The 17,567-nt window shown below is 49.4% G+C and carries 14 protein-coding genes and 1 pseudogene; 7 read left to right on the plus strand and 8 right to left on the minus strand.

The annotated features are described in order from the left end of the window. Nucleotides 1-264 precede the first annotated feature (264 nt). Nucleotides 265-1,116, minus strand: coding sequence for a GNAT family N-acetyltransferase (locus H6F51_03385; protein ID MBD1821554.1), 852 nt, complete (start codon nt 1,114-1,116; stop codon nt 265-267). 469 nt (nt 1,117-1,585) lie between these two features. Here H6F51_03385 and H6F51_03390 point away from each other — a divergent pair, with 469 nt between their 5' ends. The 6 genes and pseudogenes from H6F51_03390 (at nt 1,586) to H6F51_03415 (ending at nt 5,767) form a co-directional block, all read left to right on the plus strand. Next, complete coding sequence (locus H6F51_03390) at nt 1,586-1,843, plus strand: hypothetical protein (protein MBD1821555.1); 258 nt, start codon at nt 1,586-1,588, stop codon at nt 1,841-1,843. A 47-nt stretch (nt 1,844-1,890) separates the two neighbouring features. Then, nucleotides 1,891-2,586: pseudogene (locus H6F51_03395) on the plus strand (transposase). Between the two features lie 366 nt (nt 2,587-2,952). Further along, nucleotides 2,953-3,108, plus strand: coding sequence for a hypothetical protein (locus H6F51_03400; GenBank protein ID MBD1821556.1), 156 nt, complete (start codon nt 2,953-2,955; stop codon nt 3,106-3,108). A gap of 244 nt (nt 3,109-3,352) precedes the next feature. Then, nucleotides 3,353-3,991, plus strand: coding sequence for a phosphotransferase (locus tag H6F51_03405; GenBank protein MBD1821557.1), 639 nt, complete (start codon nt 3,353-3,355; stop codon nt 3,989-3,991). Continuing rightward, nucleotides 3,991-4,314 carry a hypothetical protein gene (locus H6F51_03410; protein ID MBD1821558.1) on the plus strand — a complete coding sequence of 108 codons (324 nt, stop codon included), beginning with the start codon at nt 3,991-3,993 and terminating at the stop codon, nt 4,312-4,314. The genes H6F51_03405 and H6F51_03410 overlap by 1 nt, the downstream gene beginning before the upstream one ends. A gap of 127 nt (nt 4,315-4,441) precedes the next feature. Next, a complete protein-coding gene (locus H6F51_03415; GenBank protein MBD1821559.1) occupies nt 4,442-5,767 on the plus strand; it encodes an MFS transporter in 1,326 nt (441 codons plus the stop codon). A 209-nt stretch (nt 5,768-5,976) separates the two neighbouring features. On the opposite strand, the gene H6F51_03420 is transcribed toward H6F51_03415, so the two are convergent. The 7 genes from H6F51_03420 to H6F51_03450 all read right to left on the minus strand — a co-directional run bounded on the left by H6F51_03420 (nt 5,977) and on the right by H6F51_03450 (nt 15,469). Further along, nucleotides 5,977-6,822 (minus strand): Rpn family recombination-promoting nuclease/putative transposase, encoded by an 846-nt coding sequence (locus tag H6F51_03420; protein ID MBD1821560.1) that lies wholly within the window; start codon nt 6,820-6,822, stop codon nt 5,977-5,979. Between the two features lie 45 nt (nt 6,823-6,867). Further along, nucleotides 6,868-7,617 (minus strand): ParB/RepB/Spo0J family partition protein, encoded by a 750-nt coding sequence (locus H6F51_03425; GenBank protein MBD1821561.1) that lies wholly within the window; start codon nt 7,615-7,617, stop codon nt 6,868-6,870. Continuing rightward, nucleotides 7,614-8,210 carry a ParA family protein gene (locus H6F51_03430; GenBank protein MBD1821562.1) on the minus strand — a complete coding sequence of 199 codons (597 nt, stop codon included), beginning with the start codon at nt 8,208-8,210 and terminating at the stop codon, nt 7,614-7,616. The genes H6F51_03425 and H6F51_03430 overlap by 4 nt, the downstream gene beginning before the upstream one ends. A 332-nt stretch (nt 8,211-8,542) precedes the next feature. Continuing rightward, a complete protein-coding gene (locus tag H6F51_03435) occupies nt 8,543-11,422 on the minus strand; it encodes a response regulator (protein MBD1821563.1) in 2,880 nt (959 codons plus the stop codon). Nucleotides 11,423-12,122: 700 nt separating this feature from the next. Beyond that, nucleotides 12,123-12,722, minus strand: a complete 600-nt coding sequence (locus H6F51_03440) for a tyrosine-type recombinase/integrase (protein MBD1821564.1) — start codon at nt 12,720-12,722, stop codon at nt 12,123-12,125. 725 nt (nt 12,723-13,447) lie between these two features. After that, nucleotides 13,448-14,113, minus strand: a complete 666-nt coding sequence (locus tag H6F51_03445; protein ID MBD1821565.1) for an HAD family hydrolase — start codon at nt 14,111-14,113, stop codon at nt 13,448-13,450. 3 nt (nt 14,114-14,116) lie between these two features. Further along, on the minus strand, nt 14,117-15,469 hold the full coding sequence (locus H6F51_03450) for a hypothetical protein (protein ID MBD1821566.1): 1,353 nt from the start codon (nt 15,467-15,469) through the stop codon (nt 14,117-14,119). 1,385 nt (nt 15,470-16,854) lie between these two features. Between H6F51_03450 and H6F51_03455 the strand changes: the two genes are divergently transcribed. Further along, nucleotides 16,855-17,544: a phospholipase gene (locus H6F51_03455; protein MBD1821567.1), complete on the plus strand. Its 690-nt coding sequence runs from the start codon at nt 16,855-16,857 to the stop codon at nt 17,542-17,544. Nucleotides 17,545-17,567 lie beyond the last annotated feature (23 nt).

The raw sequence follows: 17,567 nt of genomic DNA on the forward strand, positions 1-17,567 counted from the left end.
GGCGCTTAATCGCATGATTCAGATTGCCAAACCGGATAGCTATCACGTTGAAGCTTAATCTCGGCTTTTCTCAATCTCAGAACAGTCTCTTTTTCGATTCATGCAACAAAGCCAATCGCAGTTGTAAAGCCTTAGGTATTAATCCGCAGAAATAACCCAGAAATGATTGATAGCAAACAGTTCACGGACAATTCTAGGAAATTTTTAAAGTTAGTATCATGAGGGCTTTGGCTTCTTTTTTATCTGTTGGAATGATTCAAACCTTCAGCCAAGTTCAAATGACGTGACTCCAAACCAGCGATCGCTTGGAAATACAGGAGCTTCACCCGAATACATCCGGGCTGTCTCGAATACAGGTGTCATTCCCTGCTGTTCCGCTAAACTGACTGCCGCCTGATTGATCTCAGGTACATCCAGGTAAATTGGTGCGTCGATCTCTGTCTTTGCTTTCAGCGCTAAGAACAATATTTCTGCAATCTCGCGGTCATCAGCAAACAATGGACCAACCTTGTATCCAGAATGGCACTTCCTCAACACACCGTAGCCCACAAGCTGAGCGTTCCGCCAATATCCAAGGGCAACCCTTTCCGGTTGAGTGACCCATCGCTGTAAGAAGGCACTGCGATCTCCGGGAAAGAAAGCACGATCGTAAGCAATGATCTGCTCAAATGGCACTTGGGACAATTCAACTAAGTTTGAATCCGGTAAAACGCTACCTCCACCAATTCCGCCATAGCGAATATTTCGATGTGCAAGTTGGAATCCTGAGCGCTGGTAATTCTGTTGTTGTGCCACGACACCATCTAGCCCAATCGTTCGACCCTGCAATCGTTCTAAGGCTTCATTCCAAATCTGAATCCCGAAGCCTTGATTTCGATACTCTGGTTTCACAATGTAGAAGCCAATAAACCCAAAAGAATTGCCGTACTTTGTTGCCGAGATTGTTGCAATCGGCTCATCGTCGAGTAATCCGACTAAAAAACCTGTTGAGTCCGCAGCAAAAAAGCAGTCTGCGTCATGTAAGCCCGGATTCCAGCCTTCTACGGCTGCCCACTTGATCGCAAGCTGGACTTCTTCGGGCTGCATAGAGCGAATCATGTAGGATCTGGCTAACATCGATTGGTTACATTGCCTGTGTCTTAAATCATAACTGCGATTAGATTCTGTTGGCGGGTTTCGAGAAGATTTGCTTTCTTTGGGCGATCGAGAATGGGGGCAACGGTTAACGGCGGCTGGGGGGTGAGTGGTGTACTGTCCTGATGTGATCGTGTTGCATCTGGCGCGGATAACTTTGTGATCGCTGCTTCAGAAAGTCAGATTGCAGGCAGTTCATCAACATAAGCTGCAGCCGTTCACCGAGCAATGATTGGGAACGCAGCTTTTACCGTTGGGATAGCAATTTTGGCGATCGGTGTGGAGTGATCCAAATTTGCGAGGATGGGAGAGGGTTCAATTTGGTTGGATCATTCATCGGTTGAAGTGGGAGGTTGCGAGGGTGATGGTGCGATCGCTCCTTAGTCGGTTTTGACTTTCTGGTTCTGTACTATTTTATGTGTTACTTAGAAGGAAAGTACCTGTGTGGGTAATGTCAGAAGTTGACTTAAACTCCCAAAATAGAGCTATTCAGGTCTTGATTGCTTTAGTTCACATGGAGCCAATAATGAAACCATCCATAACATTAAAGGTGCTGCTTGGATTACTATGTGCAGTTACTGTTACTATTCCAACAGTTGCACTTGCAGGAATTCGTCAAACTGGGTTTGACTTTCAACTGGTTGCGGGTTTTCCATCTGGGCGAATTTGTCTGAAAGCTCCTATTTGCATAGGCTTCTATCGTTTCTGACTAAAATGGCTCAAGTCTTTTTATTTGAACCATCGGTCGGAGCAAAAATGCCTCAAGCCTACCAGTGGCAATGGATTCCCACGCATTTGACCTTAAAACAGTTTGAAGAATTTGTCTTGCCCCACTTGCACCTCGGCAGTCGCGGACCTCAGCCAAAGCTCTCTTTGCACGCCATCTTCAACTATATTTTGAAACTGTTGTACCTCGGCTGTCAGTGGAAGGAACTGCCCATCAAGCAGAACAAAGCGGGGCAACCGGAAATTCATTACACTCGGATCTACTCCGCTTTTCGGCGCTTTGAAGCCCAAGGGTGCTTCGATGCCATTTTTGCAGAGACGGTGGTGCTGCTTCACCAGCACGAGTACCTCGATATCAGCGTCATTCATGGCGATGGGACGATGACTGCGGCAAAGAAAGGGGGTGACAATCTCGGATTCAGCGGGCACAAGCACCTCAAAGGAGACAAAGTCGTTGCCTTCTGTGACCGCAACTGCAACGTGATTGCCCCTTTTATTTCAGCTCCTGGCAATCGGAACGAATCGCCGCTGTTGCAGGCAGCGCTGCCACAAGTCACCCGCATCGCCAAGACGGTCGGACTCAACTTGAACCAGACTCTCGTCAGTCTCGATGGGGTCTACGATAGCCGGGCGAATCGCAAAGCCATCTTCAATCGCGGCATGATGCCGAATATTCCTGCAAATCCACGTGGCAGAAAGACTCCGAAGCGAGGACGCAAACCGATCTTCGACCCGGCAATCTTTCAGGAACGCTTTTACACCATCGAGCGAGTGTTCGCCTGGGAGGATAAGTTCCGTCGCTTACTGCTGCGCTTCGAGCGAATCAGTGGATTGCACTATGCCTTGAAAACTCTGGCATACACGATGATCAATCTCCGCCATTTCTGCAGGGCTAACCCCTTTGTCATCTATTCTCCTGGGGGTCTCTGTTGTCGAGACCCAGAATGGTCGTGCTTTGCAATCGGAAATATTGGGAAAAGCGGCAGGAAAACGATCAATTTTGATCATTCTTGTCCTTTGAAAGCTCAATTTGACCCTGCTGTTCAATAGTTCACATCAACCTTTAAGCAAAACCCGCAACCAGGTGGAGGAATGAATCAAGGCTACTTCTTGTGTCGTGGGCTAACCAAGGTCAGGGGCGAGATGAGTTTATCGATTTTGAGCTACAACTTGAAACGAGTGTTCAACATTTTAGGAGTGGAAGCGATGCTTGCCGGGTTAGCAGCAAAAAGAACGGTAAATGAGTAGGATTCGTAATGGAAGATCCCTGATCTCAGACCGCTAGAAATAATTGGTGATGCTAGGGAAATGTCATCGGTTCTCACCAAGAAAAGAAAAATTCCGATTGGCGCAGCTTTCTGAGTTTTCACACAGTCTGCGTGGGTGCAGAATTTCAGGGCTACAAAGAAAAATCTGTTGAGGAGTTCGACCCAGCGTATTCTAAGTTTCCGCCCGCCTAAGCGCCTTGCTGAGTCGAGATGAACAGAATAAGATGAACTCGATCTTCGTGAACAAAAATTGGGATAGCAAGAGAGAGCGATGGCTGAACTGCCTCCACTGCATAACCGACTCGATGCCGAGTTCGAGGGGGAATGGCGAGCGGACGGCAACAATTACCGGCTTGAGGTCAAACCAACAGATCTCGATGCTCGTCGAGCGTTTGGCAGGAGAAGAACTTGGACAAGGCATTTGTGGGGCACTCTTTGCCGAGAAGAGCGTCGGAGCCGTGTTCGGTCTCCAGCTATGCTCGGGCGAGCAGGTCGTCCTCAAGCTCTTCCACCCCTCCCAATTACTGACGCAACTTGCAGCTGTGCATCGGTGCCTGGACAGATTGGTACGCTCTAGTTTCCCAGCACCACCGCCTTGCTCTCGATTGTTTCAGACGGAGGACGGCATTATCGGAGCTTTCTACACGTTCAGGGATGGGACAGTGCGGGATGCTCACGACCCCTTGGTTCGTCGAGAGCTCGCCCAAGTTCTGGCAGAGCTGACTAGCATGAAGCAAAGTGGATCGACGACATCGGACGTCGCGCTCAGTCCATCATCCAAGTTCAAGCGCTGCCGCTCTTGCCCGCACATCTCGATTGGGGCACTAAGAACTGCCGATTTCATGGGGATCACATCTGTTTAGTGTACGCCTGGGACTCGCTGTGTGCTGCCTCAGAGGCAGAGATAGTAGGACGGGCAGCAGCCCAATTTACAGCGCAGTGGGACATTCTAGCTCCGCTAACGCCGAGCCCAGATGGGGCACGTGCCTTCGTCCAAGAATACGAGATAGCTCGTGGGCAACCGTTTTCTGAGGAGGAGCGGGTGGTTCTAGCGGCTTCTGCCGACTACTGTGTCGCTCAAATTGCGCGGTTCGAGTTTGCTTCTGGCTGTTCGTCGAGCGACGGATTTTTAGCGCTGTTGCAGGACTGGGGAAGAAATGGATTCTTAGTGGTAGGCACCAATTGAGGAACAGCCTATTGCAACAATTTGATAGCGCTGTTGCAATAGACTGTCAAGCATGACGAGTTTTCTGTCTCTAAATGCCGCTATCCTACATCTTCTCTACATTTCAGCCTCATTGTCACCCTTCAAGATGTCTCCTATCCTTACTCTCCGGCAAACTTTGCTCTACAGTTGCACTTCCAGCGGTATTAATTTAATCAACACTGCCATTTCGACCTGGCTGCTTTACTACTATGCACCTCCGCCCAATACAGGGGCTGTGCAATATCTCTCGATCACAGTCCTGGGTATCTTACTGGCGATCGGTCGCGTCTGGAATGCCATCATTGATCCCTTCATCGGCCATTGGAGCGATCGCACCCAGAGCCACTGGGGACGACGAACGCCCTTCTTGGTGCTCGGCAGCCTCATGACTCTCGGGGCGCTGTTATTCCTCTGGACGCCTCTGACTTCCTATCCCAGCTTGCCGAATGCCCTTTATTTCCTGACAATGACCATCATTCTGTATACAGGGATGAGTCTCGTTGGTGTCCCCTATGATGGCAGCTTGCCCGAGATGGCAGCGACGGCAGTTGAGCGCGTTCGGCTCAGTATGTGGAAAAACATTTTTGGCATTCTGGGCGTGTTGGGTGGTGCAGTCATTGCTAGCAGTGTCTATAGCCGTTGGGGAGCGATCGCCATGGGGGGAGTGATCGGAACCATTGGGGCAGTAACGGTGGGACTGACACTCCCAGTTCTCCCCAAGCGGATCTTGCCTACACTCGACCCAACGGGCGAGGGCGAAGCAATCGCATCGATGAGCTTTTGGCAAAGTCTTCGTGCCACCCTGCGGAATCGCCCGTTCCTGATCCTTTGTAGCTCCACGATTCTCGTACAGACTGCTTACGCGATGTTGCTCTCGAACCTGCCTTACTTTGTTGCATTGATTTTGCAAGAACCAGAGGCAGCCGTGGGACGCTATCAGGGTTTGGTGGTGATAGTGATGCTGGCTGCCGCTCCCGTGTGGAATCGGTTGAACCGAGACTATCCGGATCGGCAATTACTAAAGGTGTCCTTGTTTGGGTTGGCAGTGACTACAAGTTTGCTGACCGCAGTGGGATGGATTTCCTTCCTATCAACTGGGCTTCAAGCCGCACTCTGCTTAGGCTTTTTGGGACCTTTTCTCGGCGGTTATTTTATCTTGGTCTACGCGATGATGGGAGCCGTCGTCGAGCAGGATGCAATCGTCACGGGACAGCGGCGAGAAGCGTTTCACTACAGTATTTTCTCGTTCTCGGCTGGCATGGGGCTATCGTTCTCAACCCTGATTATCCCACCCATTTTTTCTCATTATGGTTACACGCTAGCACAGCCTGCGGGTGTGCGAGTGGTATTTCTGGTTGCTGGGATACTTGTGGTTTTGAGTGCTGTAGTCTTCCATGACTACCGCCTTACAGAGACACCCACGCAGAGGTAAGCCGATAGTGTAATCATTGGTCTGAACGTCTGTGCCCGAGCGCAGACGTTCATCCTTGAAAGCTTGCTTTGTCGTTAAGCTTGTGGCAGTTACGCAACGAGCGAATGCGAGTTTGAAAATATAACCGAACAGTGATTTACTCCAAGATTAGTCCAAGCGAGATTGCATCCTTAGAATTGTGACAGTTAAGCCACAGCAGACTAAAGCTGTCAATTCGTTTGCAAATGCTGTAACCATATCTTCAAATCAGAGAGCGTTTGAAAATCCAGTAGTGCTTCTGCCAGGGATTCGATTTGAGTCAGCGATAAGTTGGCAATCTGCGATGACAAGGATTCAGGCAACACTCCAAAACGACGATTTAATAGACGTAGAACCAATCCTCTCCCTTCTTCCTCGCGTCCATCTTCCTTCGCTTCCTGATAGAATCGTGTTTCTTGAAGGGTTGTAATTCCTAGCATTGCTTCCGCCTCCTGCCGATTTAGATTTGTGAATTTGTAAACCAGAATCGTCGTAATCATCTCAATTATGGCGCGGATTGCCTCTTGAGATGCTTCTCCCCGCGATCGCGCTAGCAGAGCCCTCGCCACTTCCGGCGTACTCGCTTCATCAACCGTTGTCAAAGCCATCAGCGCTACCCCTAGCGGCAACTGTTCAATCTCCCCCAACTCATCCAAGAGCACCCGATGCACCTGATTGCTATTTAACTGCGATCGATAAGGGTGCGTTTCTGTTTGCTCAGTCGAGCGAGATGGGTAAATAATTACAGTCTGCCAGTCCGTGAAACGGCTCCGGTTTCTGTAGAAATACAAAAACGATTCACCAAATAGTCGCTCATACAGCACCTCATCACGCTGAAACTGAACTTCGCAGAAATAGACAACGCCCGGCTCAGCATCTGGTGGTAAAAACACGCCGTCAATCTCAAATCTGGGTTCTTTCACTGCAACTGAGTCGAAGCGATACTGCCCAGCATTCGAGGGGAACTCTTCTAACAACTCAAACAGTAGCGTTGGAGCCTGTTGGAATAATTTATAGAAAATTGAATCACGACGCACTAGATCGACATCTCCGACTTGTTCATGTCTTTCTAAATCTTGGTTTTAATCTTCTTCAATACACTGCTCTATCAAGGTCATAACTTTTGGCAGAATCCTTAAAAGCTGTTTCCCTCCCTGAGTTGTAGGTGGATCAGATTGAATCTGCTTAAGCTTGGCAAGAGTCTGCTTCAAAAGTACGACACGTGTCGTGCTTTTTAGAGACGAACTTCTTATGGATATTGTGTCTTCTGACAAATACCGCTGAATTGTGCGAAGGTTCTTTCCCACAACGACAGCTAAAGCAGGCATTAGCGGCTTTTGTCCCTTTTTAGGGCGACCTTGGACCTCAACATAACCTGATGCTTTTAAGCGAGCTGCGATCTCTTTAACTTCAGTAGGGGTATAGTCGCGACGCTGCTCATTTTCAGCAACCTCAATTTGCAGCGCCAGGTCAGGTTCCTGATCAGCGTCAATTGCTAGGGAGCGAATCGGAATTTGCTCATTTGGGAAGTGTCGGTGGTAAGCAGTAGGCTGATGCGTTTTGAGATGAATGATTGCGGCAAGCCTATGCCCACCAGCTAAGAGTCGTTTCTGTTTATCTACAACAAGGGGTTCAATGAGACCCAAAACAGAGATAGATTCGGCAAGGGCTTTCACATGAACAGGATTAAGCGTGCGAGTGTTTTGCGATCTCGGCTGAATCTCGTCAAGTAGTAGTGTGCTGCCTTGAGAAAATGAATTAATTTGTTCTGGAGAGGAGGACAGGGGCTGTTTAGCTCGTGCAGCTGCAATAATTTTGTCTAAATCCGTCATTTCTTAGCTACCTTCCACAATTCTTTGCCAACGGCTTCGTACTCAAGCCAAGCTTCACCAGCTTTTGGGTCACGAATTTGGTTGACGGGAACACCTGCGTTCTCTGCTTTAAGATAAGCGGAAAATCGTCGAATCATGGGTTTAAAGATAGGAAGCCCTGCTTTCTTGAGGGCTTGTTGAGCTTTCTCGCCTTCTCGACTAGGCTTGGGAGGGACAACAGTGAGCAGGATGCGATATCGACCTGTCGGTAAAGTCGTGAGCGTTCCAATCGTAGCTTCAAGAGCAAAAGTTGTTGGGGTACAAGGAATAACAAGGAGATTGGAGGTTTCGGCAAGGGCAGCGAGATCAGCATCAGTGGGACGCGCAGCGGTATCAATCACAAGGTGATCATAGTCAGCAGGAATAGATTCACCATCACAAACGAGAAAAGGCACACTTTTGCCACCACGTTCAGCCCACTGAATGACAGAACGGTTTAAGTCTCCGTCAGCAAGCACAGTCTTACCTCGTTTGCTGGCAAGGTAAGTAGCAATATGGATAGCAGTCGTACTTTTGCCAACCCCACCTTTGAAAGATGCAATAGTAATAATCATGCCGATCATTTTAGCCTTTCAAGTGCAAGCGAAAATAAAAAGTACGACATGTGTCGTACTTTTCACAGAATAACTGAGTAGATACAACCTTGGCGATCGTCCTTCAGTTGGCATCATCTTGTGTAAATCTAACGACCACTAATCGCAGATTATACTTTTTAACCTTCAATAAATCCGAGCATTTAGCCCTATCAAAAAAGGGCTGTCTTTTCATCAATTTCAGCATTCAAGAAGAACCTTTGGTTTTCTTAGCTTTCAGGTTCTGCTAAGGAGTGACAAAAAGCCCTATCAAAAAAGGATCCTTTCTCAATGGAGGCAGCGTCGCGAAAATATTAGAAAGGGTTGATGGGCATTGCATCAGTCCGACTAGACTCCTGCTCACTTGGCTGACCCACCGCATGCATTACCTCATGCAGCGCCTTCAGTAATTCCTGAGCGGTATAGGGTTTCGACAGAAATGCGCTGGCTCCTAAATGCATCGCTTCCTTCACGTTGTCACTCGAAGGAAGCCCACTCACCGCAACCACTTTGACGAGCGGATTCATTTTCTTAAGAATCTGGATTGCTGCGGGACCTGTCATGTTCGGCATCATCATGTCCATCAAAACAACGTCTACTTTGTCCTTATGTTGGGCATACGAAGCAAGCGCTTCGATGCCGTCATTAGCCGTTAAAACCTTATATCCAGAGGTTTCTAGCGTCGTTTTCGTAATCTCACAAATGCTCCCTTCATCATCCACCACTAAAATCAACTCTCCATTGCCGAGGGGCTGTTCTATTTCTCGGATCGATTGAGTTTCCCTTCCTGCAATCGCTGGCAAGTGAACCTTAAATTGGGTGCCTTGTCCGACTTCGCTATAAACATTGATAAAGCCTCCGTGACTTCGGATAATGCTATTCACCGTGGACAGTCCAAGTCCTGTTCCTTTCCCCACCTCCTTCGTGGTGAAGAATGGATCAAAGATGTGATCGATGGCATCAGGCGAAATCCCGCTACCCGTATCCGCGACAGAAATGACTATATAAGGACCAACCTTGGCATCAAGATGCATGTGTGCATAGCTTTCGTCAATCCAGAGATTTTGAGCAGAAACACTTAAGCATCCTCCCGCGGGCATGGCATCCCGAGCATTAACACACAGATTCATCAGCACTTGATGCAGTTGTGTTGTGTCAGCAGAAACAACCTGAAGGTCAGTGTCAATCTGAGTTGAGACTTCAATTGACTTGGGAAACGTTCCGTCAATAATCTGCTTTATTTCCGCAATCACGTATCGCACTTGAAGTGCTCTGCGTTTGCTCTCGGCTCCCCGTGCAAACGATAGGATTTGGTTGATGAGCGCTGCTCCCCGTTTCGTATTCGTTTCCTGTATCTTCAGGAACTGCCGCGTCGACTCATCTGCATCCGTGAGTTTGAGCTGAAGCAACTGGGAGACCGCAAGGATGGGGGTCAAAATGTTGTTGAGGTCATGAGCAATTCCGCCTGCTAGTGTCCCCAAGCTCTCTAGCCGCTGGGCGTGAAGAAACTGCCGCTCAAGTTGTTTCTTCTGAGTAATGTCTGTATTGATAACCAAGATCGATTTCAGTTGATCAGCTTCAAACATGGCGGTCCAGCAACTCTCAACCAAAATCTCTTTGCCGTCTTTGGTCAATTGGTGCAATTCTCCCTGCCACTTGCCGGCTTCAAGCACAGTCTTTTGAATTTTCTCGAGTGTAGGCGCAACTTTTTGACGCAGCAGATCGTTGGCACGAAGGCTTGACGCTTCAGCTTTCAGCCAACCGTAAAGTTGTTCAGCGCCCCGATTCCAGAAGAGGATTTGATAATTTGAATCTAAAACCCAAATGGCATCGGTTGTGACATCAAGCAGCGCGGCTTGCTCCCGAATTTTCTCTTCGGAGCGCTGACGTTCCATCAGTTCGGTCTGCACTTGTTGGTGCAGTTGGGCTTGCTGAATGGCGATCGCTAGCTGGGTGGACAGTTGCTTGAGCAACTCCAGTTCGATCTGTTGCCAAGGTCGGGCTTGGGTGCAATCATTTGCTACAAGCAGTCCCCAGAGTTGCTCGTCTTGCACAATTGGCACGACTAAGTTCGCCCGGATTTGGAGGCGGTCTAACGACTCAAGATGACATTGGGAGAGATTTCCAGCGCGAATATCAGAAACCGCGTGAATTCGTCCCTGCTGATAAAGTGCTCGATTGCCAGGTTGGATAAAGAAGGAGTCCGCCACTCTCGTTCCCTGAATCGGTAAACACTCTGGAACAACGGCTTCGACGGTGACCTCACCGCTCCAATCTGATGCAAAACGATAAATAAACACGCGATCCACTTGAAGAAACTGCTGAACTTCTGTGACAGCCGTTCTTAAAATCTTCTCCAAATCCAACGATCCACGAATGCGCTGAGCAATTCCGGTCATTACCCGCTCGCGATCGACCTGTTGACTCAGGATTTTCTCTCGCCATTGCTGTTTCGCCAGCTCAGCGAGTTGCTCCGCTCGACTTTGGCATTCTAGCTTGACTCTCTCCTGGTAGTTCCCAAAGAAGTCAGCCAAACTGGGTTCCTCTTCGAGTAACGCATTCAGGTTGTTCTGCACGCGCCGATCGGCTTCGTAAACGACTTCAGGATGGAGTTCCATCCAGGCATGACACGCTTTAACATAAGCAATAAAGGCAAGCAAATGCTTGTAATTCACAACGCCTAGAAACTGCTGTAGAGTATCGCGGTAAGTCTTCGCCTGTTCGCTCTCCAAGGCAATAAAAATTGCCACCTGAAGCAGACTGGCTTCAGCCAAGGGGGTTAAGTTAGACCAATCCTCCAAGAGACGGGGCTGCGCTGCCAACTTTTTGAGATGCTCGTCGAGTGCTGCGAGCACAGGCGGTGGAGAGGCGAGTAATGCGAGAACCTCTCGTGCTGACAGTCCCAGAGGGCGTAGGGTACAGCTGTGACAAATCATGCAGTAAGGAACGACACAAAAGCGCGAAAGGTAGGCAGAAAGTTTCTCCTTAAATAAGGCTGGCAGAGGATTATGAATATAGGCAGCGAGCGTCTGCTGCCAAAGGTTCTCCAATACTTGGGGAGAGGGTTCTGCAGGTTCAAAAAAGGGAGGGATAAATCCAAGTGTTGCCTCAATTTCTGCCTTAATCTGTTGGCTGGATCGACCCATATAAATATCTGTTTTTGGTGGAGAGACTGTAGCGATAGAGTGTGACATTAGGTTTTCAGGGGGCATTTATTTGTGGCGGTATCAATCAAGTTCTGCTCGGAATACTGCAATTCAACTACAAAGCCACTGAGGCTACTCCATGACGCGGGTTTTAGAAGCGAAAACCAACTATGGCTACCCGTATCTTTGCTGTGAGAATAAACCAAGTGCGACAGATATATTGGGAAGTAATGCAAAATCTCAGCCTATGTCTCACGCCTATGTCTTATGGTAGAGGCTAGTGATAGCGTTGGCCAGTCTTTCTGAGAAGAAAGGTGAACTTCTTAATGATTATTTATTTTCGTCCTTTACTGTTTTGTCAGAATAATTCTGGGCAGGCATAAATCGCTTTTAGTATAGTGAAATCATCAGGAGAAGCTGCTTACTCAGCATTAAGACTTGCACTCGCTCAAATCGTCGCATGACACTCGTACCTTTGCTGGTCAGCTCCAATCAATGGACAAGATAGCTAGTGTACAGTGACTAATTAAATGACAGTGGGACAAGTTCGCGTCATCCAGCCAGTCTGAGCGCTGTACACTTCAAGGATTGAAAAACTCTTCGGAATTAGTGCTTAACGGAACGCGAACGAGATACTTCGTTTGTCACAAAAAAGTATTTGCGACACAATCCTTTTTTGTGCCCTATCCGTAAACGAGCTTTTTTTGATAGCAGCGATAAGCACTGCCTGTACCCAGTTGTTATGCGTTTACAGTTCCAGTTCATAAATCTGGGCAATCTCCTCGGCTTGAATCCCCAGATACGCTAACGTCTGCTGTTGCGTGGCATGTCCAAAGGCTTCCATCAGCAGTGGAATGGCAGTCCCGCGCTCTAGTCGCTGCCAATACCCCCAAGTCTTGCGCAAGCTGTGACTGCCATACTTGCCCTTCAATCCCACATGCTGACACCACGTTTTCACCATCGTGCTCACGGTCGGAACCGTCAGGCAACCGCGCTTGCCTTGGAACAGGAACGCGTCATCGGGAAGGGGATGAGCAGTGAGGTACTGGGAGATCGTCTTGACCACCGCCCCATTCACCGTCACGCTCCGAAACTTCCCCGTTTTGCTTTGCTTCACCCGCAGCACATCGCCGAGTTGCAGCGATCGCACCTGACCCACCGTGAGCGAAAGCAGTTCATTCGCCCGGAAGGCAGTATTAATTCCCAGAACAAACAGACAGAGGTCCCGCGGTTGGTCGCGCAGCAGTTTCTTAATCCGCTCGATCGCCCGCTTATCCCGAATCGGCTCAACTGTGAGAACAGATCCCGGAAGCGGATGATGCGGATTTTTGCCTTTTTGAAACGCCATGCCAGCCTTGATCTTTTCACTAAGTTATCACACTCTATAGCTAAGGACTTAGTGAAAAAGGACATTCCGAAAAATCATCGAGAGCAGAAATCAGCGCTGAACGCTAATCACGGCAAAGAATACAGCCGCATTCGAATTCACTAAGTTCTAAGTAATAGTTAATGAATTGGAAAGGGATCTGAAGGATGAAACTCTCCGAATCTCATCGCGCTATTAGTTTGTAGTGCACCTGTGTTACAGAGCTTGGACTATCGCTGGACTAATGCACGTACTACAACTATCTTCAAATACGCATTCTCTCGTTCAGTTCAAGCCATCGATTGAGCTTAATCAAAAAACGTTTAAACTCAAAGCAGAAGCAGCATTGAGCGATTCTGAAACAAATGGGACTTCTGCGGATCCAAACAGGCTTTCAGAATCAGCAAAGCCAAGAGATGCTTGTTCAGTCTCAGGTACCGCTGCTTGATCGTATTCGCTGAAAGTACAAACTAGAGCTGTTGTCTAAGCGCCTACAATTCTTCTACAGGGTACTTGCTATCAAGTGACAGCAACAGGTTCTTGCACTCTTTTGGTGAAGTTGGTAATTCAAGCAAGCTGGAACATAGTAGATGTGTGAGAAAGATTATTGGTCACACTCCTTTTCACCAAAACTGTGCAAGAGCCCAGCAAAGTTGGCTGTTCTAGCCGAGATCGCCTCCCAGAGACATCGCGGTTCATCTCCCATATCAGACCTCGGCAGCCACCAGATCAGCGAGGTGGCGAAAGTTATCGAAGACCAGTTCGGCCCCGGCTTGCATGAGGTACTCGCGGTGGTCGGGGCCGCAGTGCTGTCCTCCCGTGAATCCAAACACGCGCATGCCCGCGCTCCGGGCCGCATGGACGCCGTGGGTACTGTCCTCGATGACCAGGCAGTGCGCCACGGGAGTGCGCATCCAGCCGGCGGTGTAGATGAACACGTCGGGTGCGGGCTTGCCGTGAGCGACTACATAGGCGCTGATCACATGAGGCTCAAAGCGTTCGAGAAGATCGACAGAGTGCAGACCAAGCCGCAGCTTTTCCGGGTAACTGCTAGAGGCGACGCACAGCGGCACGCGCAGATTGTCCAAAGCCTCGGCGACCCCCGGAACGGCGCACAGTTCGCTCGCGTAGGCAGCTTCCGTGCGCTCCTTGACGCGCGCGAAGAACTCGGCGGGAATCTTCTGTCCCCAATCGGCTTCGATGTCGGCGACCATCTCGCGTTCGGGGCGACCGGCAAAACGGCGGATGACCTCCTTGGTGTTCATCCCATAGCCCAGGCGCGAAAGCTCCTCGCTCACCAGGCGGCACACGACAATTTCGCTGTCGATGAGCACCCCGTCGCAGTCGAAAATGATGAGTTGAGTTGAAGTCATACTTTAAGCACCCCGAGTTGCCGATTGAGAGCCCGGCTCGGAATCCGGCTCAGAGGCGGACTGCACCGTGTCGATGAAGTTGCCTTGGGAGATGAGGTGGTAAAGGCTCTTGATGCCGGTGTCTGTCGCAGGCGTCGCGCCCTTTGCGGACATGTGAGCCTTCATTGGCAGATCGACGCGATCCGCGAAACGCTTGCTGAAAGACTGGATGGTGTCGTAATTATCGGGAGTCGGGGTGTGGAAGCGCGCCAAGATGCGGGTGATGGAATCGTCCGTGGTCTCGAATCGGCGCAGGATGCTGGCAGCGTTGCCGGCGAGATACACCTCGACATCCACGTCGCGCACGAAATCCGCGTAAGTTGGGTCTTTGCGCAGCAAGATGGCAATGCCCTCGCTTATCTCCTGCATCACGTCGCGGGTGAACTGGTGATTTTCGGGCGAGGACTCGAAGAACTCCTTGAGCTTGAAGTCGGTCTTGTTGTCATGCGTATCTAGGGCGTGCAGGGCGATGAGCCAGTGGGCACCGTTGAGCTGCCAGCTTTTGATCTGCTTCTCGACTTCCACATGCCGACTCCATTCGATGCGGCTGTCCCGGCACAACTCCGCCATCTCCTCGGTCTCGGGGCATAGCTCTAGCTTGACCACGCCGTATTCCTCGGCGCGCACCAGAACCGTGGGATGAGAGTGGGAGTCGTCTTCCTCCAGTCCCACGCACATCCGGTCGACTAAGGCGTGCACTGGCGTCACGTGACGGCGGGTTTCGGGCGTGATGAGGTCTTGAAGGCACTCGTGCTCCAAAACCTCGCTGGCGATTAGCGTGTTCTCGCAGGCAATCAGGAAAACCCGGCCCATCGCATCTGGCTCGGACTGTTTCTTCTGGCTCAGGATGTCGAGCGCCCGGAGGACGGCGCGGTAGTTCTCTGGCTTGAGGACGGAAGCGGTGACGATCACCGAGGTTTCCGGGCCGATTTGCCCGGCGATTTCTCGAACGGCGGCTTCGGGATTCTCCTCGTCGTAAGCGAAGAAACCGTCGTAACGCACGGCGACGCCATTAGATGCGGACTCGCCAGGCTGCTGGATGAGGTAGCTCTTTTGAGGATGGTCGCGGAGCAGCTCGTTGCGGCGGACGGCGTCCAGCGCGGTAGAACCGGTGGCGTTGGTGCCTGAGACGGCGCGGTTGAAGAGGTAGAGCTTCGATCCCGGCTTCTGAAACCAAGGCGCGATAAGCCCCAACCCCAGACGGCCCGCGCCAAAGTGAAGGTGGATCAATCCCGGCGTCGCTTCGGCGGCATTCGTATCAGCGGGACCCACATCCCGCTCGTCCATCCGCGACGGGTTCTCATTTGTATTCTGCATGGCGGCTCTTATTTGAATTGTTAGGCTGTATGGCTATAAACCTCTGGAACATACAGACATACAAGCCTACGAACTAGATATTAGTAAGTATTAGTAATCAGATAACTCAACCAACAGGAGGAATAAATTCCAGAAATTTCATCAACGGGCTTAAGCACTTGTTTTCAAAAGCAGCCGCCAGTGTTTCACAACACAAAACTAGTGCAGCCAGGACAACGACATGTAGTTTAAATCCAAGACGTTGCGTGACATTGCTGTCGCGTACGGCGCTGTTTGGGCTGTCACGCAATTTTGGTGAAGCAAAGTTGAGACCGCTGCTTGCCCTGACGCATCTCTTAGGTTTCAGCCTGCTCAAGTTTCCTACTTCACCAAAAGAGCGTAAGAGCCCGTCTGATGTGAGAATCGTGCCTCGGGTCGCCGCCCCAGATCAAGCACGACTTCAACTAGCGTGTCGCGTTGGGAATGGCACTCTAAGGGTTGCTGGATCTCCTGGGGTAGAATCTCCAACAGCTTCTGAAGATCATCTATGTTGTGCATTTTAGAAGTGTTGCAGTGAGCAGCAGTGAGAGAAGCAAAATTGATATTTCAAAGACGTGTTTTAGTAAATTTCTGGTATTGCCGAAGCGCGATGAAGCTACTTTAAAGCTTAAATCTAAGGCTTCTATTTTACTGAGATTAATCAATCGCTCTCTTATTATTAAATTTAACAATTACATCCTTAAGAATACAGAAGAAAACCGGCGTTATAGGTGCGGATATTCTCCTTGAAAAATAGAGAATCAATTCAAACATTTCTTTTTATGCGAGTCACAAAAATTGCGCTATTTCTTTTACATAGCAACAATTTCTTTATGTTACAGCAATGTAATTCTTATCACTTAAGGCGTCAATTACTAGTCTCACTTGCCTCTGACTAAAGAGTCATGTATTCAACTCTCTAATACTCTAGGCTAAATGTAGTTCTTTAAGAATTTAACTCAAGAATTAAGAGCGTTAGATTTGTTTTTTCAAAATCTTATAACAGTCAATGAATCTGATAAAGAATAGAGCACCAATCCTGATGCGAATTCCGAAATGAATACTCCGATTCCAGGGCTACTGCATCCTCCCCGTCTTCCGACACCTGAGCCGCCTGCGCCAGTAAAATCTGGCTCTCCAACTTCCTCGAGCGCAACCCCTGCAACCAGGGCATCTTAATCCACCTGTCTGATGCCGAATCTGTGCAATTGATGAGCAACCAGAGCAGAGCAAAACCACTTCAATTCTCTATACAGCTCAACAGCCGATTCTTTTCCGGGTGGACGCGGCATTACGTGCTTCAATTTGGGGTTGTTTTGGCGCTTGCATTTTTTTCAATACTCAATTGTGTAAAGCAAAATTTAGTGATGATAACTCTAAAGCGAAGGACATCCTCTGCGGCGGGACGGTTACGCGCTCGTCCTACGCAGCCCACAGAAATTGGAGCACCTGGGCTGTACTCGCTCAGGCTAGAGAGCGAGCGTGAAGGATTGCTTTATGTTCCTAAAACCTATCAAGCCCATCAGCCCGCACCGCTAGTGCTCATGCTGCATGGGGCAGGGGGTAATGCAAAAGACGGGCTAAGCATCATTCAGCAATGGGCAGATGCTTTTACAACCATTGTGCTCGCGGTAAGTTCACGTTGGCAAACTTGGGACATGATTGTTAGTCACTACGGTCCTGACATTGCTTGTATTAATCAGGCATTAACACAAACCTTTACTCGTTATGCGATCGATCCACATCACATTGCGATCGCAGGCTTTTCCGATGGAGCTTCTTACGCGCTTTCAGTTGGCATGACCAATGGTGATTTGTTTACTCACATCCTTGCGTTTTCCCCTGGCTTCACTGCATCTGCTGATCAAGTTGGTCAACCTCAATGCTTTATTTCTCATGGCAAGCGCGATAAGGTGCTGCCGATTGATCAATGCAGTCGTCGTATTGTCCCACGATTACAACAAGCAGACTATGAGGTGATTTACCGGGAATTTGATGGTTCTCACACTGTTCCCATTGAGATCGCTCGTGAGGGAATGCACTGGGTGACAACTTGAGTGCACAGCGATCGCTGTGCTGC

It is taken from the genome of Cyanobacteria bacterium FACHB-DQ100 (assembly GCA_014695195.1).
Taxonomy (GTDB): domain Bacteria; phylum Cyanobacteriota; class Cyanobacteriia; order Leptolyngbyales; family Leptolyngbyaceae; genus Leptolyngbya.

Coding starts and splice junctions, on each gene's coding strand:
- H6F51_03385 (MBD1821554.1), bottom strand. CDS start 1,116: ATGTTAGCCAGATCCTACATGATTCGCTCTATGCAGCCCGAAGAAGTC.
- H6F51_03425 (MBD1821561.1), bottom strand. CDS start 7,617: ATGACGGATTTAGACAAAATTATTGCAGCTGCACGAGCTAAACAGCCC.
- H6F51_03405 (MBD1821557.1), top strand. CDS start 3,353: ATGAACTCGATCTTCGTGAACAAAAATTGGGATAGCAAGAGAGAGCGA.
- H6F51_03440 (MBD1821564.1), bottom strand. CDS start 12,722: ATGGCGTTTCAAAAAGGCAAAAATCCGCATCATCCGCTTCCGGGATCT.
- H6F51_03455 (MBD1821567.1), top strand. CDS start 16,855: ATGATAACTCTAAAGCGAAGGACATCCTCTGCGGCGGGACGGTTACGC.
- H6F51_03450 (MBD1821566.1), bottom strand. CDS start 15,469: ATGCAGAATACAAATGAGAACCCGTCGCGGATGGACGAGCGGGATGTG.
- H6F51_03430 (MBD1821562.1), bottom strand. CDS start 8,210: ATGATTATTACTATTGCATCTTTCAAAGGTGGGGTTGGCAAAAGTACG.
- H6F51_03435 (MBD1821563.1), bottom strand. CDS start 11,422: ATGTCACACTCTATCGCTACAGTCTCTCCACCAAAAACAGATATTTAT.
- H6F51_03390 (MBD1821555.1), top strand. CDS start 1,586: ATGTCAGAAGTTGACTTAAACTCCCAAAATAGAGCTATTCAGGTCTTG.
- H6F51_03400 (MBD1821556.1), top strand. CDS start 2,953: ATGAATCAAGGCTACTTCTTGTGTCGTGGGCTAACCAAGGTCAGGGGC.
- H6F51_03445 (MBD1821565.1), bottom strand. CDS start 14,113: ATGACTTCAACTCAACTCATCATTTTCGACTGCGACGGGGTGCTCATC.
- H6F51_03415 (MBD1821559.1), top strand. CDS start 4,442: ATGTCTCCTATCCTTACTCTCCGGCAAACTTTGCTCTACAGTTGCACT.